This window comes from Serratia ureilytica (assembly GCF_017309605.1).
In the GTDB taxonomy this organism is placed as follows: Bacteria; Pseudomonadota; Gammaproteobacteria; order Enterobacterales; family Enterobacteriaceae; genus Serratia; species Serratia ureilytica.
The window spans coordinates 3,804,278-3,830,691 of sequence record NZ_CP071320.1; the positions used below are offsets into that span (position 1 = coordinate 3,804,278).

A 26,414-nucleotide genomic window follows, 5' to 3' on the forward strand; every position below is an offset into this window, starting at 1 on the left:
TCTAAGGTGACATCGCACGTCGGTTAACTTTTGCTGACGTTTTGTCGCACCCGTGCACATTTTGGAGGCGCCGAACGCACCATGCAGGTGCATCGGGGTTTGGTTGCATTGATTTGGTGCGCGCGGCGTCTCAAAAAATGAAACATTTTAGTTTCAAGATATTCACAATCGGTTATTTTTTAACGGCTATCCGTTCTAAGACTATCTTTATAACCTGAGCAATAAATAGTCGATTTAAACCTGACGCTCTTTAGTCAGAGCCACCACAACAGCAAAGGAGTTGGACCATGCAAATGCGTAAATTGGCGTTATCGTTACTGCTGCTCGGTATGGCAGGTAGCGTGGCGCACGCGGAAGACCTGACCGGTACGCTGAAGAAAATCAAAGACAACGGCGTTATCGTTGTCGGCCACCGCGAATCGTCTGTGCCCTTTTCCTACTACGACAACCAGCAAAAAGTTGTGGGCTACTCTCAGGACTACTCCAACCAAATCGTTGAAGCCGTTAAGAAAAAGCTGAATGCACCGAATCTGCAGGTGAAAATGCTGCCGATTACCTCGCAGAACCGCATCCCGCTGCTGCAAAACGGCACCTATGACTTCGAATGCGGTTCTACCACCAATAACGTAGAGCGCCAGAAACAGGCCGCCTTCTCCGACACCATCTTTGTGGTCGGCACCCGCCTGCTGGTGAAGAAAGGCTCCGACATCAAAGACTTTAAAGACCTGGCCGGCAAACCGGTGGTGGTCACCTCCGGCACCACGTCCGAAGTGTTGCTGAACAAACTGAACGACAGCGACAAAATGAACATGCGCATCATCAGCGCCAAAGACCACGGCGACTCCTTCCGCACCCTGGAAAGCGGCCGCGCGGTGGCCTTCATGATGGATGACGCCCTGCTGGCGGGCGAGCGCGCCAAAGCCAAGAAGCCGGATCAATGGGAAATCATCGGCACGCCGCAGTCGAAAGAAGCCTACGGTTGCATGCTGCGTAAAGACGATCCTGAGTTCAAGAAACTGGTCGATGACACTATCGCCCAGGCGCAAACCTCCGGTGAAGCGGCCAAGTGGTTTGATAAATGGTTCAAGCAGCCTATCCCACCGAAAAACCTCAACATGAACTTCGAGCTGTCGGACGACATGAAGCAACTGTTCAAAGCGCCTAACGACAAAGCGTTGAACTAACTCAATAGAATAAAGCCGGGGCGGCCGCCAAGCCAAACCGGCCCAGTTGATGACTGGGACAGACAGGAATGAGGGGGGCCGTTCCCCTCCCTCATTTTCCCCAAGGCGCGTCACCGATCTCCGCACACAACAAGCCAGCCCGACTGGCCGCACGGCGATCGGCGCCTATCAAGTCATCACTCTTCGGCGCCCTGCGCCCGTTTATCGGAGTTTGTTATGTCAATAGATTGGAACTGGGGTATCTTCCTGCAGCAGGCCCCGTTTGGGAACACCACTTACCTCGGCTGGATCTGGTCCGGCTTTCAGGTCACGGTGGCCCTCTCCGTCTGTGCATGGATTATCGCTTTCTTCGTCGGTTCGCTGTTCGGTATCTTGCGTACCGTGCCCAACCGCTTTCTTTCCACTCTCGGCACCTGTTACGTCGAACTGTTCCGCAACGTGCCGCTGATCGTGCAATTCTTTACCTGGTATCTGGTGATCCCCGAGCTGTTGCCGGCCAATATCGGCACCTGGTTCAAGACCGAGCTGGATCCCAACGTGCAGTTCTTCGTCTCTTCCATGCTCTGTCTGGGGCTGTTTACCGCCGCCCGCGTTTGCGAGCAAGTGCGCGCCGCCATTCAATCCCTGCCGCGCGGCCAGAAAGCCGCCGGGTTGGCGATGGGCCTGACGCTGCCGCAAACCTACCGCTACGTGCTGTTGCCGAACGCCTACCGGGTTATCGTGCCGCCGATGACCTCGGAGATGCTCAACCTGGTCAAAAACTCCGCCATCGCCTCCACCATCGGACTGGTGGACATGGCCGCACAGGCCGGCAAGCTGTTGGATTACTCCGCACACGCCTATGAATCCTTTACTGCCATTACGCTGGCTTATATCGGCATCAACGCCGTGATCATGCTGTTTATGCGTCTGGTCGAAAAGAAAGTGCAGTTGCCTGGCAACCTGGGGAGTAAATAATGTACGAATTTGACTGGGCGTCGATCGTCCCAAGCTTCCCTTATCTGCTGCAGGGCATGGCGATCACGCTGAAGATCACCGTGACCGCCATCGTGGTCGGCATTCTGTGGGGCACCGTGCTGGCGGTGATGCGTCTGTCGCCGTTCAAGCCCATCAGCTGGTTCGCCACCCTGTATGTTAACCTGTTCCGCTCGGTGCCGCTGGTGATGGTGCTGCTGTGGTTCTATCTGGTGGTTCCAAGCTTATTACAACAGGTTCTAGGCCTGTCGCCGAAAACCGATATTCGCCTGATCTCGGCTATGGTAGCCTTTTCCCTGTTTGAAGCGGCCTATTACTCGGAAATCATCCGCGCCGGTATCATCAGCATCTCGCGCGGCCAATCCTCCGCCGCGTTGGCGCTGGGCATGACGCATTGGCAATCCATGCGGCTGGTGATCCTGCCGCAGGCGTTCCGCGCCATGGTGCCACTGCTGCTGACCCAGGGCATCGTCCTGTTCCAGGATACCTCGCTGGTTTACGTACTGAGCCTGGCCGACTTCTTCCGCACCGCATCGACCATCGGCGAACGCGACGGCACCCAGGTTGAAATGATCCTGTTCGCCGGCTTTGTCTATTTTGTTATCAGCCTCGCCGCCTCGGCGCTGGTAAGCTATTTGAAGAAAAGGACTGTTTGATGATATCCCTGAAAAATGTTTCCAAGTGGTACGGTCACTTTCAAGTGTTGACCGATTGCACCACCGAAGTGAAAAAAGGCGAAGTGGTCGTCGTCTGCGGTCCTTCAGGCTCCGGCAAGTCCACCCTGATCAAAACCGTCAACGGCCTGGAGCCGATCCAGCAGGGAAGCATCCTGGTGAACGGCACGCCCGTTAACGACAAGAAAACCAACCTGGCGCAGCTGCGCGCCAAGGTCGGCATGGTGTTCCAACACTTTGAACTGTTCCCGCACCTGTCCATTATCGACAACCTGACGCTGGCGCAGGTAAAAGTGCTCAAGCGCGACAAGACCGCCTCACGCGAGAAGGGCCTGAAGCTGCTGGAACGCGTCGGCCTGTCCGCCCATGCCAACAAGTTCCCCGGTCAGCTCTCCGGCGGCCAGCAACAGCGCGTCGCCATCGCCCGCGCGCTGTGCATGGATCCGATCGCCATGCTGTTCGACGAACCGACCTCGGCGCTCGATCCGGAAATGATCAACGAAGTGCTGGACGTGATGGTCGAGCTGGCGAACGAAGGCATGACCATGATGGTGGTGACCCACGAAATGGGCTTCGCCCGCAAGGTGGCGAACCGCGTGATCTTTATGGACGAAGGCAAAATCGTCGAAGACCGCAACAAAGACGATTTCTTCAACAACCCCGAGTCCGATCGCGCCAAGGACTTCCTCGCCAAGATCCTGCACTAAGTTCTCACTATGCGCCCCGCCAGGGGCGCATCTTTTCTCCCGGCACGAAAAGCGCTTGTATCTCCTCGTTTTTGATCCGATGCTCGCCGGATAACAAACAGAGGAGAAAGAACATGCCCCGCCCTATTATCATCGATTGCGATCCCGGCCTCGACGACGCCATCGCGCTGGCTATGGCGCTGCGCTCGCCGGAGCTGGACATCAAAGCCATCACCACCTCCGCCGGCAACCAGACGCCGGAAAAAACCCTGCACAACGCGCTGGGTCTGTTGACCCTGATGCAGCGCGAGGACATCCCTGTCGCCGCCGGCGCCGCTCGCCCGCTGATGCGCGAGCTGGTGATCGCCGACTATGTCCACGGCAAAACCGGCATGGGCAACACCCACCTGCCGACGCCGACAATCAAACCCGATCCCCGCGGCGCCGTCGAGCTGATCGCCGACCTGCTGCGCGCCAGCCCGCAGCCAATCACCCTGGTGGTGACCGGCCCGATGACCAACATCGCCCTGCTGTTGGCCCAGCATGCCGAGCTGAAAAGCCGTATCGAGCGCATCGTATTTATGGGCGGCGGCATGAATGCCGGCAATACCACGCCGGTGGCGGAATTCAATATCTTCGTCGATCCCGAAGCCGCCGAGATGGTGTTGAAATCCGGCGTGCCGCTGACCATGGCCGGGCTGAACGTCACCCATCAAGCGCTGGTGCTGCCGCAGGATATCGAGCGCATTCGCCAGATAGACAATCCGGTCGCGCAGGCGGTCGCGGAGATGCTCGATTTTTACCTGCCGCTGTATCTCAGCCACCCGCGCGGCCTGCCTGGCGCGGCGATGCACGATCCCTGCACCATCGCCTGGCTGCTGGCGCCGCAGCTGTTTACCGGCGTTGAACGCTGGGTCGGTGTGGAAACCAAAGGGGAGTACACCGTCGGCATGACGGTGGTGGACTATTTCCAGCAAACCGGCAACACGGCCAACGTGGAAGTGCTGACCGGCATCGATCGCGCAGGCTTTATCGATCTGCTGGCTGAGCGCGTCGCGCGTTATTGATCCTCTCGGGGCGCGCTCGCGCCCTCATTCAACTTTTTTGATTTAACTCAGCGAATTTTTGCGCTATCACTGTTGATGGCTTGCCTCTACCATGCGTTTACACCGATTGACATCGTTACCGATTACACTTCGCCTGGAGATAAGCCAATGAGCCGCGTACTGGTCCTGAAATCAAGTATTCTGGGTGAATATTCCCAGTCTGGAAAATTAGTCGATTTTTTTGTTGAACAATGGCGAGAAGCTCACCCGGAAGACACCTTCACCGTGCGCGACTTGGCTAACCCAACGCTGCCGGAGCTGGATGGCGAAGTGATGGCCGGCTTTACCGCAGGCGACAACCCGCTGACGCCGCATCAGCAAAGCACCCTGGCGCTGTCCGATGAGCTGATTGCCGAGCTGAAGTCGCACGACACGCTGATCATCAGCGCCCCGATGTACAACTTCAACATCCCGACGCAGCTGAAGATCTACTTCGATCTGATCGCCCGCGCCGGTCAGACGTTCCGCTACACCTCCGCCGGCGCCGAAGGGCTGGTGACGGGCAAAAAAGCGTTCGTCATCTCCAGCCGCGGCGGCATCCACGCCGACACGCCGACGGATCTGATCACCCCGTACGTGAAACTGTTCCTGGGCTTTATCGGCATCACCGACGTTGAATTCGTGCTGGCGGAAGGCTTCGCCTACGGCCCGGAAGCGGCGGAGAAAGCCGCCCAGGACAGCCGCATCGCGGTCGCGCAGAAAATCCCGGCCGGCGTCGCCGTCCCGGCCAGCGCACCGGCGCCGGCAAACGTCGCCCAAGAAGCCGTCAGCGGCGGTTTCCTGAGCAACCTGCTGAAGAAACTGTTCCGTTAACGGTAAACGTCAGCGTTCCCCGCCGCGGCGGGGGACGTCATCAGGGTTCAAATGGCCGACGCTGGAACTGGTCGTGACCGCATTTCGGGCAGAGCGGCAGCACCTCCGGCGTGTAGAACGCCAGGTGGTAATGGCACTGCTCGCACACCAGATTGCCCAGCCCCACCACTTCACCGCTGTGGTACACGCCGTGGTGGCTGACATCCTTGAACACCTCGCGCCACTCCAACTGGGTTTTATCGGTAATATCCGCCAGTTCCTGCCACAGGCTCTCCTTAATCACCCGCATAAACACGCTGTCGGTAAACTCGTCCCGGCTTTCCTGATAGCTGCGGGCGAACTCTTCCAGATCGCGCCGCACCGCCTGCGTCACCTGCCGCACCTCGTCGCGCGTCAGATCTTCGGCCTCGTTCAACCGCCGCTCCGCGCTGGCCACCAGTTCGTCGATATCGCGTTCGCCGTTTTTCAGACGTTCGGTCAGCGATGCCACCAATTCGCGGTAATACTGAGCAACCTTGTTCATAGACTCTCCTCGATAAACGCTGCGCCGGACTTGGCCATGGGGATACCCTTAAGCTACTTGTTCTTATTTTAGCCGTAAATGACTGATGTCACTTGGCAAGACGCGGGATCCGCAGGTTGTGAGCCGCGTCATGGCGGCGTTTTTTTTAAATGCGCCGAGTCAGGCGCTTGGAGTTGTTGCCGGGAGGTCTTATCAGCTATGCTATGCGGATCTACGAATACTAAATGTTCATTGCGTTGCCTCTGACCGGGGCAACGGTTTACACCTACAGGACCACCGGCCGCCATGCAAGAGCAATACCGTCCAGAAGACATAGAATCGAACGTACAGCTTCACTGGCAAGAGAAGCAGACTTTCAAAGTTACCGAAGACGACAGCAAGGAAAAGTACTACTGCCTATCCATGCTGCCTTACCCGTCCGGCCGACTGCACATGGGCCACGTTCGTAACTACACTATCGGCGACGTGATCTCGCGCTATCAGCGCATGCTGGGCAAAAACGTACTGCAGCCGATCGGCTGGGATGCGTTCGGCCTGCCGGCGGAAGGCGCGGCGGTGAAAAACAACACCGCGCCGGCCCCATGGACCTACGACAACATCGAATACATGAAGAACCAGCTGAAACTGCTGGGCTTCGGCTACGACTGGGATCGCGAAATCGCCACCTGCCAGCCGGAATACTATCGCTGGGAACAGTGGTTCTTCACCAAGCTGTATGAAAAAGGCCTGGTCTACAAGAAGACCTCGGCGGTGAACTGGTGTCCGCACGATCTGACCGTGCTGGCCAACGAACAGGTTATCGACGGCTGCTGCTGGCGCTGCGACACCAAGGTCGAGCGTAAAGAGATCCCGCAGTGGTTCATCAAAATCACCGCCTATGCCGATCAGCTGCTGAACGATCTGGACACGCTGGAAAGCTGGCCGGAGCAGGTGAAAACCATGCAGCGCAACTGGATTGGCCGTTCCGAAGGCGTGGAAATCACCTTCGACGTGGCTGGCAGCGAAGAGAAGCTGACGGTTTACACCACCCGTCCCGACACCTTCATGGGCGCCACCTACGTGGCGGTCGCCGCGGGTCACCCGCTGGCGCAACAGGGCGCGCGCAACAACCCCGCGCTGACCGACTTCATCGACGAATGCCGCAACACCAAAGTGGCCGAAGCCGAAATGGCGACGATGGAGAAGAAAGGCATGCCGACCGGCCTGTTCGTTGTCCATCCGCTGAGCGGCGAGAAGCTGCCGGTGTGGGTCGCCAACTTCGTGCTGATGGAATACGGCACCGGCGCCGTGATGGCGGTGCCAGCGCACGACCAGCGCGACTGGGAATTCGCCACCAAATATGATTTGCCGATCAAACCGGTGATCCTGAACCTCGACGGCAGCCAGCCTGACGTGAGCGCCGAAGCGATGACCGACAAAGGCGTGCTGTTCAACTCCGGCGAGTTTGACGGTCTGGACAACGAAGCGGGCTTTAACGCCATCGCCGACAAACTGGTCGCCAAAGGCGTCGGCCAGCGCAAGGTCAATTACCGTCTGCGCGACTGGGGCGTTTCCCGTCAGCGTTACTGGGGCGCGCCAATCCCGATGGTGACCCTGGAAGACGGCACCGTGATGCCGACGCCGGAAGATCAGCTGCCGGTGATCCTGCCGGAAGACGTGGTCATGGACGGCATCACCAGCCCGATCAAGGCCGACCCTGAGTGGGCGAAGACCACCGTCAACGGCCAGCCGGCGCTGCGTGAAACCGACACCTTCGACACCTTTATGGAGTCCTCCTGGTACTACGCGCGCTACACCTGCCCGCAGTATGACCAGGGCATGCTGGATCCGGCCGCCGCCAACTACTGGCTGCCGGTCGATCAATATATCGGCGGCATCGAGCACGCCATCATGCACCTGATGTACTTCCGCTTCTTCCACAAGCTGATGCGCGATGCGGGCCTGGTGGATTCCGATGAGCCGGCCAAGCGCCTGCTGTGTCAGGGCATGGTGCTGGCCGACGCCTTCTACTACACCGGCAACAGCGGCGAGCGCGTCTGGGTATCCCCGGTTGACGCCACCGTCGAGCGCGACGACAAAGGCCGCATCATCAAGGCCACCGATCCGCAAGGCCGTGAACTGGTCTATGCTGGCATGAGCAAAATGTCGAAGTCGAAGAACAACGGCATCGACCCGCAGGAGATGGTGGAAAAATACGGCGCGGACACCGTGCGTCTGTTCATGATGTTCGCTTCACCGGCAGAAATGACGCTGGAGTGGCAGGAATCCGGCGTGGAAGGGGCTAACCGCTTCCTGAAGCGCGTATGGAAACTGGCCTACGATCACGTGGAAAAAGGCGCGGTGCAGCCGCTGGACGTGGCGTCGCTGAACGAAGAGCAGAAAGCGCTGCGCCGCGATCTGCATAAAACCATCGCCAAAGTGACCGACGATATCGGCCGCCGCCAGACCTTCAACACCGCGATCGCCGCCGTGATGGAGCTGATGAACAAACTGGCCCGCGCGCCGCAGGAGAGCGAGCAGGATCGCGCGCTGCTGCAGGAAGCGCTGCTGGCCGTCGTTCGCATGCTGTATCCGTTCACCCCGCACGTGTGCTTCGCCCTGTGGCAGGCACTGGGCGGCGAAGGCGACGTGGACACCGCGCCATGGCCGGTTGCCGACGAGCAGGCGATGGTCGAGGACTCCAAGCTGGTGGTGGTGCAGGTGAACGGCAAGGTTCGCGCTAAAATCACCGTATCTGCCGATGCGACCGAAGAGCAAGTGCGCGCGCGCGCTGCCGAAGAGCATCTGGTGGCTAAATATCTGGACGGCGTCACGATTCGCAAAGTGATCTATGTTCCGGGCAAACTGCTTAACCTGGTTGTGGGTTAACACAAGGAGGAGTTGTGCGACAACGTATTCTGACGCTGTTGCTGGGGTTGGCGGTGCTGGTCACCGCCGGCTGCGGTTTTCACCTGCGTGGCACCACGCAGGTGCCTAATGAAATGAAAACGCTGATCCTGGACAGTTCGGATCCTTACGGGCCATTGACGCGCGCGGTGCGTGAGCAACTGCGTTTGAACGCCGTGACCATCGTCAGCGATCCGAAGCGTAAAGACGTGCCTTCTCTGCGCATCGTCGGCGCGACGGAAAGCCAGGATACCGCCTCGATCTTCCAGGACGGTAAAACCGCCGAGTATCAGCTGGTGCTAACCGTGCAGGCCCAGGTGCTGATCCCGGGGCATGACCTGTATCCGCTGTCGGTGAAAGTGTTCCGTTCGTTCTTCGACAACCCGCTGACCGCGCTGGCCAAAGACTCCGAGCAGGAGATCATTCGCCAGGAAATGCGTGAGCAGGCGGCGCAACAGCTGGTGCGCAAACTGCTGACCGTGCACGCGGCGGAAGAAGAAAACCGGCAAAAAGCCGCTGCCGTCGGCGAACGAGCGGCAAGCCAAACCGTACAATGATCCGCATTTATCCGGAACAACTTGCCGCGCAGCTCCGAGAGGGGCTGCGCGCTTGTTATTTATTGAGCGGCAATGAACCGCTGCTGCTGCAGGAAAGCCAGGATCTGCTCCGGCAGGCCGCGCAACAGCAGCAGTTCAGCGAGCACTACAGCATTTCCCTCGACGCCCACACCGACTGGGACGCCATCTTCGGCATCTGCCAGGCGATGAGCCTGTTCGCCAGCCGCCAGACGCTGCTGCTGATTTTCCCGGAAAACGGCCCAACGGCGCCGATCGGCGAACAGCTGACCAAGCTCGCCACCCTGCTGCACGAGGATATTCTGCTGATCCTGCGCGGCCCGCGCCTCACCAAAGCGCAGGAAAACAGCGCCTGGTTCAAGGCGCTCAGCCCGCACGGCGCCCTCGTCAGTTGCCAGACGCCGGAGCAGGCACAGCTGCCGCGCTGGGTCGCCACGCGCGCCAAGGCGATGAAGCTGGAGTTGGACGACGCGGCCAATCAGCTGTTGTGCTACTGCTACGAAGGCAACCTGCTGGCGCTGTCGCAGGCGCTGGAGCGGCTGTCGCTGCTGCACCCGGACGGCAAGCTCACCCTGCCGCGCGTCGAGCAGGCGGTGAACGACGCCGCCCACTTCACGCCGTTCCACTGGCTGGACGCCTTGCTGGCCGGCAAGAGCAAGCGCGCCTGGCATATTTTGCAGCAGCTGCAGCAAGAGGACGTCGAGCCGGTGATCCTGTTGCGCACCCTGCAGCGCGAACTGCTGCTGTTGCTGACGCTGCAGCGCCGCATGGCGTCCGCGCCACTGCGCACGCTGTTCGATCAGCACAAGGTCTGGCAGAACCGCCGCCCGCTGGTGACCCAGGCGCTGCAACGCCTGTCCAGCGCCCAGCTGCAGCAAGCGGTACAGCTGCTGACGCAAATAGAGCTGACCCTCAAGCAGGACTATGGCCAGTCGGTCTGGCCGGAACTGGAAACCCTGTCGATGCTGCTGTGCGGCAAACCCCTGGCCACGAGTTTTACCGATGCCCACTAATCCGGAACACCCCACCGTATTGCACGCGCTGTTTGGCGGCACCTTTGATCCGATCCACTACGGCCATCTGCGGCCGGTGGAGGCGCTGGCCGCCGAAGTGGGCCTGAATCGCGTCACGCTGCTGCCTAACCACGTGCCGCCACACCGCCCGCAGCCCGAGGCCAACGCACAGCAGCGCTTGAAGATGGTCGAGCTGGCGATCGCCGGCAATCCGCTGTTCGCGGTCGACGATCGCGAACTGCATCGCACCACCCCCTCCTACACCATCGAGACGCTGGAAACGATTCGTAAAGAGCGTGGCGCCGCCCAGCCGCTGGCGTTTATTATTGGCCAGGACTCGCTGCTGACGCTGCATAAATGGCATCGTTGGCAGGCGCTGTTGGACGTCTGCCATCTGCTGGTGTTGGCGCGCCCGGGCTATAACGATCGCATGGACACGCCGGAACTGCAGCAGTGGCTGGAACGTCATCGCACCGCCGACCCGGCGCTGCTCAGCCGCCGCCCGCACGGCCATATCTATCTGGCCGATACGCCGGAGCTGGAAATTTCCGCCACCGAGATCCGCCAGCGCCGCCATCAGGGCCTCAACTGCGACGATCTGCTGCCGCGCCCGGTGCAGCGCTATATCGAGTTGCAGGGTTTATATCGCTAGCGAAAGGTGCGTGATATACTGCGCCGCTATTTTTCAGGTATCCGCTGAAAACCCCGGAAACCTTAGCTGGCCGGGCAGTCACCAGTTAGCTGGCTTTCAGCGGCAGCCTGCCGAAACCTTTATCCGGTTACGCCGCGGCGCGCGCATTTTGCCCGCCGCAGCCGACTGAACAGAACACACCCGAGGGGGAACCTTTGCAAGGTAAAGCGCTCCAAGATTTCGTCATCGATAAAATCGATGACCTCAAAGGCCAAGACATTGTCGCTCTGGACGTACAGGGCAAATCCAGCATCACCGATTGCATGATCATCTGCACCGGCACGTCGACTCGCCACGTGATGTCGATCGCCAGCCACGTGGTGCAGGAATCCCGCGCCGCGGGCATGGAGCTGTTTGGCATGAAAGGCCAGGAAGCCTCCGACTGGATCGTGGTCGATCTGGGCGAAGTGATCGTGCACGTGATGCAGGAAGAAAGCCGTCGCCTGTACGAGCTGGAAAAACTCTGGAGCTAAGCGGTGAAACTGCAATTGGTGGCGGTCGGCACCAAAATGCCAGACTGGGTGCAAACCGGCTTTATGGATTACCTGCACCGCTTTCCCAAAGATATGCCGTTTGAGCTGACCGAGATCCCGGCCGGCAAACGCGGCAAAAACGCCGACATCAAACGCATTCTGGACAAGGAAGGCGAACAAATGCTGGCGGCGGTGGGCAAAGGCAACCGCATCGTTACGCTGGATATCCCAGGCACGCCGTGGGAAACGCCGCAGCTGGCGCAGCAGCTTGAGCGCTGGAAGCAGGATGGCCGCAACGTCAGCTTGCTGATCGGCGGCCCGGAAGGGCTGGCGCCCGCCTGCAAAGCCGCTGCCGAGCAGAGTTGGTCGCTTTCTCCGTTGACACTGCCGCATCCTTTGGTGCGCGTCCTGGTGGCCGAAAGCCTCTACCGCGCCTGGAGTATTACTACAAATCATCCTTACCACCGGGAATAGCCGGTGGTGACCGTGACAGAGTGAAATAAAGCAGCGGGATGAAAATAGAACGTAACCCTTTTCGCGACTATACGGCTGAATCCGCCCTGTTTGTACGCCGCGCCCTGGTGGCGTTCTTGGTCATCCTGGTGCTGTCCGGCATCCTGATCGCCAACCTGTATAATCTGCAAGTGGTCCGCGTCGAGGATTACCGCACCCGCTCCAACGAAAACCGCATCAAGCTGGTGCCCATCGCGCCCAGCCGCGGCATTATCTACGATCGCAACGGCACTCCGCTGGCGCTCAACCGCACCATTTATCAGCTGGAACTGATGCCGGAAAAGGTCGACGATCTCAAAGCCACGCTGCAGGCGCTGCGCCCGGTGGTCGACTTGACCGATGACGACATCACCAATTTCGAAAAAGAGCGCAAGCGCTCGCGCCGTTTCGTCTCCATTCCGGTGAAAACCGCGCTGACCGAGGTGCAAGTCGCCCGTTTTGCGGTCAATCAGTTCCGCTTCCCGGGTGTGGAAGTGAAAGGCTACCAGCGCCGCTACTACCCCTACGGCTCCGCCCTCACCCACGTCACCGGCTACGTGTCCAAGATCAACGATCGCGACGTCGAGCGACTGGACAAAGACGGCAAACTGGCCAACTACGCCGCCACCCACGATATCGGCAAGCTGGGCATCGAACGCTATTACGAAGACACGCTGCACGGCAAAACCGGCTATGAAGAGGTCGAGGTCAACAACCGCGGCCGGGTGATCCGCCAATTGCACGAACAGCCGCCTTCCGCCGGTCAGGACGTCTACCTGACGCTCGATCTTAACCTGCAGCGCTATATCGAACAGCTGTTGGTCGGCAGCCGCGCCGCGGTGGTGGTGAGCGATCCGCGCACCGGCGCCATCCTGGCGATGGTCTCCAACCCGAGCTACGATCCGAACCTGTTCGTCGACGGCATTTCCAGCAAGGACTATCAGGGGTTGCTGAACGATCCGAATCGCCCGCTGATCAACCGCGCCACCCAGGGGGTCTACCCGCCCGCCTCGACGGTGAAGCCTTATATCGCGGTGTCGGCGCTGAGCGCCGGGGTGATCACCAAAAACACCGTGGTGTTCGATCCCGGCTGGTGGCAATTGCCCGGCTCGGAAAAACGCTTTCGCGACTGGAAGAAATGGGGCCACGGCCGCCTGAACGTCACCAAGGCGCTGGAAGAGTCCGCAGATACCTATTTCTACCAGGTCGCTTATGACATGGGGATCGATCGGCTGTCGACCTGGCTGACCAAATTCGGTTACGGCCAGTACACCGGCATCGATCTGTCCGAAGAGCGCTCCGGCCTGATGCCGACGCGCGAATGGAAGCAGAAACGCTATAAAAAACCGTGGTATCAGGGCGACACCATTCCGGTAGGCATCGGCCAGGGTTACTGGACCGCGACGCCGATCCAGATGGCCAAGGCGCTGAACACCCTGATCAACGACGGCACCGTCAAAACGCCGCACCTGCTGCAGAGCACCCGCATCAACGGCGCGCTGGTGCCGTTCAAACAGGAAGAAAACACGCAGATCGGCGATATTCACTCCGGCTTCTGGGAAATTGCCAAAGACGGCATGTACGGTGTGGCCAACCGTCCGAACGGGACGGCGCGCAAATACTTTGCGGACGCACCTTATAAAGCCGCGGCGAAATCGGGTACCGCACAGGTATTCGGCTATGAAACCTACAACGCCCACAAACTGGCGGAGCACCTGCGCGATCACAAACTGATGACCGCCTTCGCACCGTTCAACAACCCGACGGTGTCGGTCGCCATCATTCTGGAAAACGGCGGCTCCGGTCCGGCGGTGGGGACCATCACCCGCCAGATCCTCGACCACATTCTGCTGGGCGACAACAATACGCAATTGCCAAGCGAGGCCCCGCTGCCGCCTGGCGTAGAAGGTGACTAAGGTAGAACATGACTGAAAGCCAACAAAAAGGCTCGATCTGGACCAAAATCCACATCGACCCGACGTTCCTGCTGCTGATCCTGGCCCTGTTGGTCTACAGCGCCTTCGTGATGTGGAGCGCCAGCGGCCAGGACATCGGCATGATGGAGCGCAAGATCGGGCAGATCGTCATGGGGCTGATCGTGATGGCCGTCATGGCGCAGATCCCGCCGCGCGTGTACGAAAGCTGGGCGCCCTATCTGTATATCTTCTGCGTGATTTTGCTGATCCTGGTGGACGCCTTCGGGCAGATCAGTAAAGGCGCGCAGCGCTGGTTGGATCTCGGCGTAGTGCGCTTCCAGCCGTCGGAAATCGCCAAGATCGCCGTGCCGCTGATGGTGGCGCGCTTTATGAACCGCGACGTCTGCCCGCCTTCGCTGAAAAACACCGCCATCGCGCTGGTGCTGATCTTCCTGCCGACGCTGCTGGTGGCCGCGCAGCCGGATCTGGGCACCTCTATCCTGATCGCCGCTTCCGGCCTGTTCGTACTGTTCCTGTCCGGCATGAGCTGGAAGCTGATCGCCGTCGCCGCCGTCGCGCTGGCGGCCTTCATCCCGGTGCTGTGGTTCTTCCTGATGCACGGCTATCAGCGCGACCGCGTCATGATGCTGCTCGATCCGGAGAGCGACCCGCTCGGCGCCGGTTATCACATCATTCAATCCAAGATCGCCATCGGCTCCGGCGGCCTGTCCGGCAAGGGCTGGCTGCACGGCACCCAGTCTCAGCTGGAGTTTCTGCCGGAGCGCCATACCGACTTTATCTTCGCCGTCCTGGCCGAAGAGCTGGGGCTGATCGGGGTGCTGGTGCTGCTGGCGCTTTACCTGCTGGTGATCATCCGCGGGCTGATGATCGCCGCCAAGGCGCAAACCACCTTTGGCCGCGTCATGGTCGGCGGCTTGATGCTGATTTTGTTCGTTTATGTCTTTGTTAACATCGGTATGGTCAGTGGCATTTTGCCGGTAGTTGGCGTACCTTTGCCTCTGGTCAGTTACGGGGGTTCGGCGCTGATAGTGTTGATGGCCGGTTTCGGCATCATCATGTCGATCCACACGCATCGGAAAATGCTGTCTAAAAGTTTATAAGAGGTGAGTAATGCGTAAGGAATGGCTTTGGATCGGCGTCGCGGCGGTGTTGCTCTCCGCCTGTACCGCCCCGACCACGGAACAGCAAGCCCCTCCGCAGCCGTACAACGGCCCGGTGGTGGAAATCGGCGGCGTCGAGCCTCAATATGAACCCTATAACCCTAATAACATGCAGGATTATAAGGTTAATGGCGATACTTACCGCATCGTAAAAGATCCGCAGAACTTCTCGCAGACCGGCCTGGCGGCCTGGTATGGCGAGGAGGCCAACGGCAACACCACGGCGCTGGGCGAGCAGTTTGACCCCAACGGCCTGACGGCGGCGCATCCGACCCTGCCAATCCCAAGCTATGTGCGCGTCACTAACCTGGCCAACGGCCGTCAGCTGGTGGTGCGCGTCAACGATCGCGGGCCATATACCAAGGGCCGCATCATCGATCTGTCGAAAGCCGCCGCCGACCGCCTCAACCTGTCCAACAACACCAAGGTCAAGGTAGATTTCATCAACGTGGCGCCGGACGGCACGCTGAGCGGCCCCGGCACCATCGGCACCATCGTGGCGAAACAGAGCTACGCCCTGCCGGCGCGCCCGGATCTCGGCTCCAGCGGCATGGGCACCCCTATTCAACAGGAGGCGCCGATCGCCAGCGGCGCGGCGGTGCGCCCGATCGATAACAGCACCCTGCGCACCGACGACAACAGCGCCCCTGCAGCCGGCGGCAATGCCGCCAACGGCCGCAGCGGTTTCCTCGGCGCGCCGAGCGCGGTGCCGGCCGGGGTGCTGGAAGGTTCCGAACCTGAAGTCGCCGCGGTGGCCGCACCGGTCGCGGCTGGCGCGGCGGCTGTCGGCACGGCTGCTGCCGCCTCTTCCGGCGGCTACGTGGTGCAGGTCGGCGCGCTGAGCAGCGCCGAACGCGCCCAGAGCTGGCAACAGAGCCTGAGCCAACAGTTTGGCGTGCCGGGCAAAGTGGCGGCCAACGGCAACGTTTACCGCGTCCAGCTTGGCCCGTTCAGCAGCCGTCAGCAGGCGGCCCAGCTGCAGCAACGCCTGGCGAGCGAAGCGCAACAACAGTCTTTCGTTACTGCTGCACCCTGAGCGTTAAGCCCGGCGGGCATTCACGGCCGATAAGCGGTTATTTAGCTGAAACATTTTCTTGCAGCTAAAAGGGCACTAACCGCAATTAGTCAGATGAATGGGTAATGCCTGCCGGGATCGCATCTGCTATAGTGTGGCTCGTTTTTTAACTTTACTTTCACGGATGTTGTAGTCCCGATCATGAAACAAGTAACTTCTTTTCGCTTAATCAAAAGCATCGCCCTCGGCACCGTTATCGCAATGAGCGCAGCCTCCGTTGCGCACGCCGATGACGTTAACATCAAAACCATGATCCCAGGTGTCCCGCAGATCGATGCGGAAGCGTACATCCTGATTGATTACAACTCCGGCAAGGTGCTGGCCGAGATGAACGCCGATGCGCGTCGCGATCCGGCCAGCCTGACCAAAATGATGACCAGCTACGTCATCGGCCAGGCGCTGAAAGCGGGCAAAATCGGCCAGGACGATCTGGTGACCGTCGGCCAGGACGCCTGGGCGACCGGCAACCCGGTGTTCAAAGGCTCCTCGCTGATGTTCCTGAAGCCGGGCGATCGCGTGCCGGTCTCCAAACTGACCCGCGGCATCAACCTGCAGTCCGGTAACGACGCCTGCGTGGCAATGGCCGACTACGTCGCCGGCAGCCAGGATGCGTTCGTCAACCTGATGAACACCTACGTCAGCAAGCTGGGCCTGCAGAATACCCACTTCCAGACGGTGCACGGCCTGGATGCGCAGGGCCAATACAGCTCGGCGCGCGACATGGCGCTGATCGGCCAGGCGCTGATCCGCGACGTGCCGGAAGAATACGCGATCTACAAAGAAAAAGAGTTCACCTTCAACAATATCCGCCAGATGAACCGCAACGGTCTGCTGTGGGATAACAGCCTGAACGTCGACGGCATCAAAACCGGCCATACCGACGCGGCGGGTTACAACCTGGTGGCTTCGGCGACCGAAGGCCAAATGCGCCTGATCTCCGCCGTGATGGGCGGCCGCACCTACAAAGGCCGTGAAGCCGAAAGCAAGAAACTGCTGACCTGGGGCTTCCGCTTCTTCGAAACCGTGGCGCCGCTGAAAGTCGGTAAAGAGTTCGCCTCCGAGCCGGTCTGGTTCGGCGATGCCGACCGCGTTGAGCTGGGCGTGGACAAAGACGTCTACCTGACCATTCCGCGCGGCCGCATGAAAGACCTGAAGGCCAGCTACGTGCTGAACACGCCGGAAATTCACGCGCCGCTGGCGAAAAACCAGGTGGTGGGCAGCATCAACTTCCAGCTGGACGGCAAAACCATCGACCAGCGTCCGCTGGTGGTGATGAACGAAGTGAAAGAAGGCGGCTTCTTCAGCCGCATCGTGGACTACATCAAACTGATGTTCCACCACTGGTTCGGTTAACGGTTGAAACGGGCGAAATCGTCCCCATATAGTGAATAACACTAACTCCCGCCCCGGCGGGAGTTATACTTTATAGATTAGCTAGCACTCTGGAGCGCACGCACATGCAAAAAACTAAACTGAACGAACTGCTCGAATTCCCTTGCTCGTTTACCTACAAGGTAATGGGCCTGGCGCAGCCTGAGCTGGTTGACCAGGTGGTTGAAGTGGTGCAGCGCCATGCGCCGGGCGATTACAACCCGCAGGTCAAGCCAAGCAGCAAAGGCAACTACCACTCCGTCTCCATCACCATCAACGCCACTCACATCGAGCAGGTCGAAACCCTGTACGAAGAGTTGGGCAACATTGAAATTGTTCGCATGGTGCTGTAATTCCAGCATAAACCCCTGCTTATCAACCCGGGATGGCGCAGCGTCTTCCCGGGTTGCGCATTTTTGGTCAGCGAAAGGCTGGTCGCAGGCCGGAGCGCCCGGTATAATGGCTTTACCACTTCTGTAACCTGACGATGACTCTTTTGCAACCAGACAAGATCATTTTGCGTCAGCTGGGGTTGCAGCCCTACGCGCCTGTATCCCAAGCCATGCATAACTTCACCGACAGTCGTACCGAGACCACGCCGGACGAGCTGTGGCTGGTGCAGCATCACCCGGTGTTCACCCAGGGTCAGGCCGGCAAAGCCGAACACGTGCTGATGCCCGGCGACATCCCGGTTGTCCAGAGCGATCGCGGCGGCCAGGTGACCTACCACGGGCCGGGTCAGCAGGTGATGTACGTGATGGTCGATCTGAAACGCAACAAGGTCGGCGTACGTCAGTTGGTCACGGCGATAGAAGATACGGTTATCAACACTCTCGCCCACTTCCGCCTCGCATCGCGCGCCCGTCCGGATGCGCCCGGCGTGTACGTGGGGGAGCAGAAAATCTGTTCGTTGGGTTTGCGGATCCGCAAAGGCAGCTCATTCCACGGCCTGGCCCTGAATGTGGCAATGGATCTCAGCCCCTTCCAACGCATCAACCCTTGCGGTTACGCCGGTATGCAGATGACGCAGGTCAGCGCGCTGGCGCCCGGCGTTGGCATTGAAGACATACACCCAATCCTGGTACAGGAATTTGTTCATTTACTCGGCTACCAGACGGTCGAGCTTCGTAACTGGAACCTGCACGATTATGAGTAAACCAATTCAGATGGAACGCGGCGTCAAATACCGCGATGCTGACAAAATGGCGCTGATCCCGGTCAAAACGGTGGTCACCGAACGGCAGGAGCTGTTGCGTAAACCCGAGTGGATGAAGATCAAACTGCCTGCCGACTCAACGCGCATTCAGGGCATCAAAGCCGCGATGCGCAAGAACGGCCTGCACTCCGTCTGTGAGGAAGCCTCGTGCCCTAACCTGTCCGAGTGTTTCAACCACGGTACCGCCACCTTTATGATCCTCGGCGCCATCTGCACCCGCCGCTGCCCGTTCTGCGACGTGGCCCACGGCCGCCCGATCGCGCCGGACGCCAACGAGCCGGAAAAGCTGGCGCAAACCATCGCCGACATGGCGCTGCGTTACGTGGTGATCACCTCGGTTGACCGCGACGATCTGCGCGACGGCGGCGCTCAGCACTTTGCCGACTGCATCTCCGCCATCCGCGCCAAAAGCCCGAACATCAAAATTGAAACGCTGGTGCCGGACTTCCGCGGCCGTATGGACCGCGCGCTGGAGATCCTCACCGCCACGCCGCCGGACGTATTCAACCACAACCTGGAAAACGTGCCGCGCGTCTACCGCCAGGTGCGTCCGGGCGCCAACTACGAATGGTCGCTGAAGCTGCTGGAGCGCTTTAAAGAAGCGCACCCGGATATCCCGACCAAATCCGGCCTGATGGTCGGCCTGGGCGAAACCAACGCGGAAATCATTGAAGTGATGCGCGATCTGCGTCGCCACGGCGTGACCATGCTGACGCTGGGTCAGTACCTGCAGCCGAGCCGTCACCACCTGCCGGTGCAGCGCTACGTCAGCCCTGCCGAGTTTGACGAGATGAAAGAAGAAGCGATGGCGATGGGCTTCACCCACGCCGCCTGCGGCCCGTTCGTGCGTTCGTCTTACCACGCCGATCTGCAGGCCAAAGGGATGGAAGTGAAATAACGCGTAATAGTTTGTTACGCTATAGACGGCGGAAACGCCAAAAAACGGATGTCCGCAAGGCATCCGTTTTTTATTGCGCGCAGTCAGACGGGGTTAAACGTCTTTCTTTTCGACGCTCTGCTGAGCGGACTGGCTTTCGGCGGCGTTGTTGCCGGCGGCCGGCGGCGTGCTGTCATCGCCCACGGCTTTTTTAAAGCCTTTCAGCGCCGCGCCAAGATCGGCGCCGAGCGTACGCAGTTTGCTGGTGCCGAACAGTAAAATCACCAACACCGCAATCACCAGAAGTTTGGTAATGCTGATACCTTCCATACTCACCTTCTTATCATAGAGCGCTGCGTGAACAGCGAGAAAAACTGACCTTGCCTGCGAATATTTAGCGACTTTCCTTCGGCTCGCACAACCGCAACATGTAACAGAGTGAGATCGGTCGCAGTAATGCCACAGGGCCTCTGGACGTGAATCCCAGACTATTCTTAGTTTATCACCCGCATGATACGCTGCCATGATACTCATCAGGGAGATGCCGGATGTATATTGCCCCACCCATTTTCGATGCCCGAAAATCCGGCCTCAGCTTCGCCAAACGCACCTACCTGCCCCGCGCCGTCGGTCTGGGGCTCGGCTTTATCTGCGTCTGCGCCGCGCTCTACCCCCTGGCTCCGCCCGCGGCGGTCTGGCTATTGCTGGCCTTTCACGGCTTTCTCTGGCCGCATCTCGCCTACCGCCTGGCCCGCCGCGCCAAAGATCCGTTCAAAGCCGAAATTCGCAACCTGTTGATCGACTCCGCTTTCGGCGGCTTCTGGGCGGCGATGATGGCGTTCAACGCGCTGCCCGCCATCGTCATCCTGTCGATGATGAGCATGAATAACATCGCTTCAGCCGGCAAAACGCTGTTTGTAAAAGGATTGGCCATGCAACTGGCCACGGCGGCGTTCACCGCCGCGCTGCTCGGCTTCCCGTTTCACCCGTACAGCACGCCGTTGCAGGTCTATCTGTGCCTGCCGATGATCTACCTTTACCCGACGCTGCTCGGGCTGGTGACTTACCGCACCGCCAAGCGGCTGGCGGAAAAGAAACAGGAGCTGCAGCGCATCAGCACCCGCGATGGGCTGACCGGCTTATACAACCGTCGCCACTGGGAGCATCTGCTGCATCGTCAGTTCGACAGCTGCCGTCGCTACCAGGATAAGGCCACGCTGATCCTGATGGATATCGACCGCTTCAAAACCATCAACGACACCTTCGGCCATGCTTTGGGGGATGAGGCCCTGGCGGCGCTGGCGGAAGAGCTGCTGATCGGCTTGCGTAACGTGGATATCGTCGGGCGCTACGGCGGCGACGAGTTTGGCGCGGTGCTGCCGAACACCAACGCCGAGCAGGCGGAAATCGTCCTGCGACGCATCCAGCAGCGGCTGGATGCGGTCAGCTTCAAAGAGGCGCCGCAGCTGCGGCTGCAGATCAGCGCCGGCATCGCCAACTACCACCCCGCGTTGGGCGGCTATCTGGACTGGCTGAAAGCGGCCGACAGCGCGCTCTATCGGGCGAAGCAAAACGGCCGCAACCGGCTGGAAACGGCAGTGCCGCCAGGGGAGTAACTTACTGACTTAATAACTTGGCAAAATACTTCGGCGCTTCAACAAAGCCTTCACGCAGGTAAAACGCATGGGCCCGCTCGCGGCGACTGTGGCAATGAACCTCCAACCGATCGCAGCCGCGACGGTGCGCCAGCGCCTCTCCCTCCGCCAACAACCGCCGCGCCGCGCGCCCGATCGTCGACGCAAAAATAGCTGATGCGGCCAATGTCGCCGGCCAACGCCAGCTGCGGCAGGAAATGCAGCGACAACACGCCCAGCACCTGCGCCCCGTCCGCCGCCACCAGCAGCGCCTCGTCCGGGTGCGCCAACAGTTGCTGCATGCGCTGCGTCAGAAACGCCTCGGTGCCAGGATAGCCCAACACCGTCATCAATTCGGCGATAGCATGCCGGTCGCCCAGACGCGCCGCTCTGATTTCCATCGGTTTTACCTCGCAGGGGGTCGATACTACAAAATAGACGGCGTTAGGTGTAACATCCATCGGGTACGGTGAAAAAGGCCGTGCGGCACGCTGGAGATGACATTCCTCCCTAACCGCCTTCACAGGCTGATGATGTCTACGTAACCTCTCGGAGAGAGGCGCGTAGCGTTACGCCTGTCCCTTTCCGAGCCCGTGAATTTCTCTGTTTGAAAGGGAGTTGCCCCATGTTGAGTTCTTTACTGGCCGTCTTTATCGGCGGCGGCGTCGGCAGCGTTTTGCGCTGGGCGGTAAGCATGAAAATGAATCCGCTGAACGCCCACATTCCGCTAGGGACGCTGATGGTCAATCTGATCGGCGGTTTTATCATCGGTCTGGCGATGGCGATTTTCACCCGCATGACACACCTGGATCCCACCTGGAAACTGCTGATCACCACCGGCTTCTGCGGCGGCCTGACCACCTTCTCCACCTTTTCGCTGGAGGTGGTGTATCTGATGCAGGACGGCCGCTTCGGCTGGGCATTGGCCAACATGCTGCTTAACCTGGCCGGCTCGCTGGCGATGACGCTGCTGGCCTTCATGCTGGTGATGTGGGTCAACGGGCGCTAAGCCCTTAATGTTTCCTTAATCTTGCATGCGCATAATCTCATCCAGAACTCCTGACTGGATGAGAAATCGCTATGTTTAGCCTGCCGAAAACCACCGCCGAAGCGATCGCCGTTGCGCTGTGCGTGCTGATCGTCGCCGCCTTTATCAACGCCTACCTGTTCGCCTAAACACCTTTTCCCCGCAACGCGCGTTCATCTTGCGTCCTCCCCATCCGTTACACTACAATTGAGAATGAACGTTCACACCCAAAATTGTGAACCCGGCTCACGCGCAGCAAAGGATCGGGCAGATGCTCTCCCCCAACGACAGTAAACAGGCCAAAGTGCAGGCGCGCCGCGATCAGATCGTCGAAGCGGCGAAAACCAGCTTCCGCCGCCACGGCTTCCATGCCGCCAGCATGGCGGAGATTGCCCAGGGCTCGCAGCTCAGCGTCGGGCAAATCTATCGCTATTTCGCCAATAAAGACGCGATTATCGAAGAGATCGTCAATCGCATCATCACCAGCAAGATGCAGCGCCTGGAAAACCTTGGCGATCACATCAACCTGATCGCCGGCACGCTGGCGGCGCGCACGCTGTTTCAGCAACCGGGCGAGAGCGAAACCGATCACATGCTGATGCTGGAAGTGACCGCCGAGGCCACGCGCAACCCGGTGGTGGCCAAACTGCTCAGCGATGCGGAGGCGCGGCTGTTTCGCCACGTGTGCCACAACCTGCAGCGGCTGTATCCCGATTTCAGCGCGGAAGAGATCGCCGCGCGGGTGGAGTTTATCGCCGTCATGAGCGAAGGCACCGGTTACCGTATCCTTACCACGCAAAAAGCCGATGCGTCCCTGCTGCGCGATCTGTATCAGCAGGCCATTTCTCACCTGTTCAGGAAATCTTAATCTCCCATGACCAAACACTTAGCCAGACAACGTCTGGTGTACGCCGTCGTGCTTGGCCTGTTGGCCGCGCTGGGGCCGCTGTGCACCGATCTCTATCTGCCCGCCCTGCCGGAAATGGCGGGCGAGCTGAATACCTCCACCGCCGCCGCGCAGCTCAGCCTGACCGCCGGGCTGCTCGGCCTGGGCGTCGGCCAGCTGATTTTTGGCCCTTACAGCGACAAACTGGGCCGTATGCGCCCGCTGCTGCTGTCGCTGATCCTGCTGCTCGGCGCTTCGCTGTGGTGCGCGCTGGCGCCCACCATTGACCAACTGCTGATCGCCCGCCTGCTCCAGGGCATCGCCGGCGCCGGCGGGGCGGTGATTTCCCGCGCCATTGCTCGCGATCTGTACGCCGGCCACGAGCTGACCCGTTTCTTCGCCCTGCTGATGCTGGTTAACGGCCTGGCGCCGATCGTCGCGCCGGTGCTGGGCGGCGTCATGCTGCAGGTGATGAACTGGCGCGGCATCTTCGGCGTGCTGGCGGCCATCGCCGTGCTGCTGTTCAGCCTGTCGGCGCTGAAGCTGCGCGAATCCCTGCCGGTCGAGCGCCGCAGCCAGGGCGGCATTCTGGCGATGCTGATGTCGCTCGGCGGGTTGCTGACCCAGCGCTATTTCATGGGCCTGTGCCTGACGCAGGGCTTCGTAATGGCCGGCATGTTCGCCTATATCGGCGCTTCGCCTTTCGTCTTGCAGCAGATCTACGGCCTCAGCCCGCAGATGTTCAGCCTGTGCTTCGCCATTAACGGCGTCGGGCTGATCATTGCGGCGCAGCTGGCCAGCCGTCTCAGTTCACGTTGGGGGGAACGCCGGGTATTGAGGGGCGGGTTAACGCTGGCGGCCGTCGCATCGCTGTTGCTGCTGTTGGCCGCCGCGCTGCATGCGCCGCTGGTCGTGTTGCTGGTGCCGCTGTTCTTCTCGGTGGCGGTGATCGGCATCGTCGGCCCGACCGCCTCGTCGCTGGCGATGCAAAGCCAGGGGGACAAAGCCGGCAGCGCGTCGGCCTTGATCGGCGTGTGCATGTTCGCGCTCGGCGCCTGCGCCGTGCCGCTCACCGGGCTGGGCGGCACCTCGGCTCTGTCGATGGCGCTGACCATCGTCGGCTGCTACGCCATCGCCATCCTGCTGTTCAGCCTGTTGGCCCGCCGCAGCGACGCATAACGCGCCCAATAAAAAACCCGCTCAATGAGCGGGTTTTAAGAAATTCAGCTACGCAGCTTAGATAGCAGTAACGTTAGCGGCAGATGGGCCTTTGGCACCGTTCGTGATTTCAAATTCTACACGCTGGCCTTCAGCAAGCGTTTTGAAACCGTTGCTAACGATGGCAGAGAAGTGAACGAAAACGTCCTTGCTACCATCTTCCGGAGTAATGAAACCGAAGCCCTTGGATTCATTAAACCACTTAACGCTACCTTTAATCTTAGACATCAAACTTACCTTTAACGTGAATGAAAGACACAAAACCTGTGTCGATTACAGTACAGCAAGCAGGCAGGATTTTGTCCACCACCGCGATCACAGAAATCCGATAAAGAGTGAAAAAATCCGTGTTGTCCGGTGTAAATGAATGACACCGGTTGCAGTAAGTTACCGTTCCAGGTCAATCCTCTCCCTGCGCCGGCGAACAACGCGCGAACGCCTAAACCTGCCCCTTTCCCCCATCGTTGACGCGCCGTGCAAACACAATCGCTATGAAATATAACCAGATGGTCTTTTTGCTTCGGCGGCCCCTGCACTAGGGTTAGGGTTTATTTCCCACTGTGAGCCAAGCCTATGACCAGCCAGTTGGCAGACAAGATCATCGCCTATCGGCGTGAACTGCACCAAAACCCGGAGCTTTCCAATCACGAATTCGCCACCACCGCCCGCCTGACCCGCTGGCTGCAAGAGGCGGGCATTCGCCTTCTGCCGTTGGCGCTGAAAACCGGCGTCGTGGCGGAGATCGGCAGCGGCCAGGGGCCGATCATCGCGCTGCGCGGCGACATCGACGCCCTGCCGATCGACGAAATCGCCGACGTGCCCTTCAGCTCGCAAAACAGCGGCGTGATGCACGCCTGCGGGCACGACTTTCACACCTCGGTAATGCTCGGCGCCGCACACCTGCTCAAAGCGCGTGAAGCCGAACTGGCGGGCACGGTGCGCATCTTCTTCCAGCCGGCGGAAGAGACCTTCAACGGCGCCCGGCACCTGATCGACGCCGGCGCGCTGGATAACGTCGCGGCGATATTTGGCCTGCACAATGCGCCGGAGCTGCCCACCGGCACCTTCGCAACCCGCGCCGGGCCGTTCTACGCCAACGTCGATCGCTTCCAGATCCGCATCACCGGCAAAGGCGCCCACGCCGCCAAACCGGAACAGGGTGTCGATACCATCGTCACCGCCAGCCAGATCGTCGGCGCGCTGCAAACGCTGCCCAGCCGCAGCTTCAGCTCGCTGGAATCGCTGGTGGTGAGCGTGACGCGCATCGAAGGCGGCAATACCTGGAACGTGCTGCCGCAAACCGTCGAGCTGGAAGGCACGGTGCGCACCCACAGCGATGCGGTGCGCCGCCAGGTGCCGGATAAAATTCGCCAGGTGATCGACGGCGTTGCCGCCGCGCTCGGCGCGCAGGCCGAACTCCACTGGCAGCCGGGGCCGCCGGCGGTGATCAACGACGCCCATTGGGCGGCGTTCAGCAAAACCGTCGCCGCCGAGGCCGGCTACCGGGTCGAAGAGGCGGAGCTGCAGATGGGCGGCGAGGATTTCGCGCTGTATCTGCATCACGTGCCGGGCGCGTTCGTCAGCATCGGCTCCGCCAGCGAATTCGGCCTGCACCATCCGCGTTTCAATCCCGATGAGCGCGCCCTCTTTCCTGCCGCCCACTATTTTTCGCTGCTGGCGGAGCGCACGCTGCAGCAATTAACCCCCGCAGCGAAAAAAGCCCTCAGCAACGCCTGAATAACGTGAAATAGTATTTCCCCGACGCCGCTGATGCCGCGCCGGGGATTATTATTTTCGCTCGCCGTGATATTTGCAGTTTTCAACATTTGAATATGCTGTTTTGTTGTTTTACATCCCGCCAGCGCTCATCAATAGTGGACGCATCAGACACCGCGCGCCTTTCGGCGCATGACAGGATAATC

At 59.9% G+C, this 26,414-nt stretch carries 27 protein-coding genes, 1 pseudogene and 1 riboswitch; of the genes and pseudogenes, 24 read left to right on the plus strand and 4 right to left on the minus strand.

The window, feature by feature from the left end; genetic code table 11:
- Positions 1-287: 287 nt before the first annotated feature.
- The 6 genes from J0X03_RS17960 (at position 288) to J0X03_RS17985 (ending at position 5,438) form a co-directional block, all read left to right on the plus strand.
- Positions 288-1,184 (plus strand): amino acid ABC transporter substrate-binding protein, encoded by an 897-nt coding sequence (locus J0X03_RS17960; protein ID WP_033642166.1) that lies wholly within the window; start codon positions 288-290, stop codon positions 1,182-1,184.
- Positions 1,185-1,400: 216 nt separating this feature from the next.
- Positions 1,401-2,141, plus strand: a complete 741-nt coding sequence (locus J0X03_RS17965) for an amino acid ABC transporter permease (RefSeq protein ID WP_004939979.1) — start codon at positions 1,401-1,403, stop codon at positions 2,139-2,141.
- Positions 2,141-2,815 carry a glutamate/aspartate ABC transporter permease GltK gene (gene gltK / locus J0X03_RS17970; protein WP_015376945.1) on the plus strand — a complete coding sequence of 225 codons (675 nt, stop codon included), beginning with the start codon at positions 2,141-2,143 and terminating at the stop codon, positions 2,813-2,815. Before J0X03_RS17965 ends, gltK begins: the two co-directional genes overlap by 1 nt.
- The gene (locus J0X03_RS17975) at positions 2,815-3,540 is read left to right on the plus strand and encodes an amino acid ABC transporter ATP-binding protein (RefSeq protein WP_004939983.1); all 726 of its coding nucleotides are present in this window, start codon (positions 2,815-2,817) and stop codon (positions 3,538-3,540) included. Before gltK ends, J0X03_RS17975 begins: the two co-directional genes overlap by 1 nt.
- A gap of 113 nt (positions 3,541-3,653) precedes the next feature.
- Positions 3,654-4,586: a pyrimidine-specific ribonucleoside hydrolase RihA gene (gene rihA / locus J0X03_RS17980; protein ID WP_149542883.1), complete on the plus strand. Its 933-nt coding sequence runs from the start codon at positions 3,654-3,656 to the stop codon at positions 4,584-4,586.
- A gap of 147 nt (positions 4,587-4,733) precedes the next feature.
- Complete coding sequence (locus J0X03_RS17985) at positions 4,734-5,438, plus strand: FMN-dependent NADH-azoreductase (protein ID WP_160204079.1); 705 nt, start codon at positions 4,734-4,736, stop codon at positions 5,436-5,438.
- 40 nt (positions 5,439-5,478) lie between these two features.
- On the opposite strand, the gene J0X03_RS17990 is transcribed toward J0X03_RS17985, so the two are convergent.
- On the minus strand, positions 5,479-5,961 hold the full coding sequence (locus J0X03_RS17990; RefSeq protein ID WP_025301844.1) for a zinc ribbon-containing protein: 483 nt from the start codon (positions 5,959-5,961) through the stop codon (positions 5,479-5,481).
- A 285-nt stretch (positions 5,962-6,246) separates the two neighbouring features.
- Between J0X03_RS17990 and leuS the strand changes: the two genes are divergently transcribed.
- The 13 genes from leuS to lipA all read left to right on the plus strand — a co-directional run bounded on the left by leuS (position 6,247) and on the right by lipA (position 19,748).
- Complete coding sequence (gene leuS, locus J0X03_RS17995; protein ID WP_033651151.1) at positions 6,247-8,829, plus strand: leucine--tRNA ligase; 2,583 nt, start codon at positions 6,247-6,249, stop codon at positions 8,827-8,829.
- Between the two features lie 14 nt (positions 8,830-8,843).
- The gene (lptE, locus tag J0X03_RS18000; protein ID WP_149542881.1) at positions 8,844-9,404 is read left to right on the plus strand and encodes an LPS assembly lipoprotein LptE; all 561 of its coding nucleotides are present in this window, start codon (positions 8,844-8,846) and stop codon (positions 9,402-9,404) included.
- A complete protein-coding gene (holA, locus tag J0X03_RS18005; RefSeq protein WP_047572366.1) occupies positions 9,401-10,435 on the plus strand; it encodes a DNA polymerase III subunit delta in 1,035 nt (344 codons plus the stop codon). Before lptE ends, holA begins: the two co-directional genes overlap by 4 nt.
- Positions 10,425-11,087, plus strand: a complete 663-nt coding sequence (gene nadD, locus J0X03_RS18010) for a nicotinate-nucleotide adenylyltransferase (RefSeq protein WP_015376938.1) — start codon at positions 10,425-10,427, stop codon at positions 11,085-11,087. Before holA ends, nadD begins: the two co-directional genes overlap by 11 nt.
- Before the next feature lie 194 nt (positions 11,088-11,281).
- On the plus strand, positions 11,282-11,599 hold the full coding sequence (rsfS, locus tag J0X03_RS18015; RefSeq protein WP_004940001.1) for a ribosome silencing factor: 318 nt from the start codon (positions 11,282-11,284) through the stop codon (positions 11,597-11,599).
- A 3-nt stretch (positions 11,600-11,602) separates the two neighbouring features.
- On the plus strand, positions 11,603-12,073 hold the full coding sequence (gene rlmH, locus J0X03_RS18020) for a 23S rRNA (pseudouridine(1915)-N(3))-methyltransferase RlmH (protein ID WP_004940002.1): 471 nt from the start codon (positions 11,603-11,605) through the stop codon (positions 12,071-12,073).
- Between the two features lie 38 nt (positions 12,074-12,111).
- Positions 12,112-14,007 carry a peptidoglycan DD-transpeptidase MrdA gene (gene mrdA, locus J0X03_RS18025; protein WP_033642160.1) on the plus strand — a complete coding sequence of 632 codons (1,896 nt, stop codon included), beginning with the start codon at positions 12,112-12,114 and terminating at the stop codon, positions 14,005-14,007.
- Between the two features lie 8 nt (positions 14,008-14,015).
- The gene (gene mrdB, locus J0X03_RS18030) at positions 14,016-15,128 is read left to right on the plus strand and encodes a peptidoglycan glycosyltransferase MrdB (protein ID WP_004940006.1); all 1,113 of its coding nucleotides are present in this window, start codon (positions 14,016-14,018) and stop codon (positions 15,126-15,128) included.
- 10 nt (positions 15,129-15,138) lie between these two features.
- Entirely contained in the window at positions 15,139-16,224 is a 1,086-nt protein-coding gene (rlpA, locus tag J0X03_RS18035) for an endolytic peptidoglycan transglycosylase RlpA (RefSeq protein ID WP_047025711.1), read from the plus strand.
- Between the two features lie 180 nt (positions 16,225-16,404).
- Entirely contained in the window at positions 16,405-17,616 is a 1,212-nt protein-coding gene (gene dacA / locus J0X03_RS18040; RefSeq protein ID WP_004940010.1) for a D-alanyl-D-alanine carboxypeptidase DacA, read from the plus strand.
- 104 nt (positions 17,617-17,720) lie between these two features.
- Positions 17,721-17,987 (plus strand): DUF493 family protein YbeD, encoded by a 267-nt coding sequence (gene ybeD, locus J0X03_RS18045; protein WP_004940012.1) that lies wholly within the window; start codon positions 17,721-17,723, stop codon positions 17,985-17,987.
- Between the two features lie 134 nt (positions 17,988-18,121).
- Positions 18,122-18,790, plus strand: a complete 669-nt coding sequence (lipB, locus tag J0X03_RS18050) for a lipoyl(octanoyl) transferase LipB (RefSeq protein WP_015376934.1) — start codon at positions 18,122-18,124, stop codon at positions 18,788-18,790.
- On the plus strand, positions 18,783-19,748 hold the full coding sequence (lipA, locus tag J0X03_RS18055) for a lipoyl synthase (protein WP_004940018.1): 966 nt from the start codon (positions 18,783-18,785) through the stop codon (positions 19,746-19,748). The genes lipB and lipA overlap by 8 nt, the downstream gene beginning before the upstream one ends.
- A gap of 93 nt (positions 19,749-19,841) precedes the next feature.
- On the opposite strand, the gene tatA is transcribed toward lipA, so the two are convergent.
- Entirely contained in the window at positions 19,842-20,057 is a 216-nt protein-coding gene (gene tatA, locus J0X03_RS18060) for a Sec-independent protein translocase subunit TatA (RefSeq protein WP_004940019.1), read from the minus strand.
- Positions 20,058-20,275: 218 nt separating this feature from the next.
- Between tatA and J0X03_RS18065 the strand changes: the two genes are divergently transcribed.
- Positions 20,276-21,343, plus strand: coding sequence for a diguanylate cyclase (locus J0X03_RS18065; RefSeq protein ID WP_129993238.1), 1,068 nt, complete (start codon positions 20,276-20,278; stop codon positions 21,341-21,343).
- Position 21,344: 1 nt separating this feature from the next.
- Here J0X03_RS18065 and J0X03_RS18070 read toward each other — a convergent pair.
- Positions 21,345-21,762 (minus strand): annotated as a pseudogene (locus J0X03_RS18070) (N-acetyltransferase family protein).
- Positions 21,763-21,845: 83 nt separating this feature from the next.
- Positions 21,846-21,908, plus strand: a riboswitch (Fluoride riboswitch).
- A 78-nt stretch (positions 21,909-21,986) separates the two neighbouring features.
- Here J0X03_RS18070 and crcB point away from each other — a divergent pair.
- The 3 genes from crcB to J0X03_RS18085 all read left to right on the plus strand — a co-directional run bounded on the left by crcB (position 21,987) and on the right by J0X03_RS18085 (position 24,453).
- Positions 21,987-22,370 carry a fluoride efflux transporter CrcB gene (crcB, locus tag J0X03_RS18075; protein WP_004940022.1) on the plus strand — a complete coding sequence of 128 codons (384 nt, stop codon included), beginning with the start codon at positions 21,987-21,989 and terminating at the stop codon, positions 22,368-22,370.
- A 289-nt stretch (positions 22,371-22,659) separates the two neighbouring features.
- Positions 22,660-23,256: a TetR/AcrR family transcriptional regulator gene (locus J0X03_RS18080; protein WP_033642155.1), complete on the plus strand. Its 597-nt coding sequence runs from the start codon at positions 22,660-22,662 to the stop codon at positions 23,254-23,256.
- A gap of 6 nt (positions 23,257-23,262) precedes the next feature.
- Complete coding sequence (locus J0X03_RS18085) at positions 23,263-24,453, plus strand: multidrug effflux MFS transporter (protein ID WP_089194379.1); 1,191 nt, start codon at positions 23,263-23,265, stop codon at positions 24,451-24,453.
- 57 nt (positions 24,454-24,510) lie between these two features.
- On the opposite strand, the gene cspE is transcribed toward J0X03_RS18085, so the two are convergent.
- Positions 24,511-24,720, minus strand: a complete 210-nt coding sequence (cspE, locus tag J0X03_RS18090; protein ID WP_004940030.1) for a transcription antiterminator/RNA stability regulator CspE — start codon at positions 24,718-24,720, stop codon at positions 24,511-24,513.
- Between the two features lie 345 nt (positions 24,721-25,065).
- Between cspE and J0X03_RS18095 the strand changes: the two genes are divergently transcribed.
- A complete protein-coding gene (locus tag J0X03_RS18095; RefSeq protein ID WP_033651144.1) occupies positions 25,066-26,229 on the plus strand; it encodes a M20 peptidase aminoacylase family protein in 1,164 nt (387 codons plus the stop codon).
- Positions 26,230-26,414 lie beyond the last annotated feature (185 nt).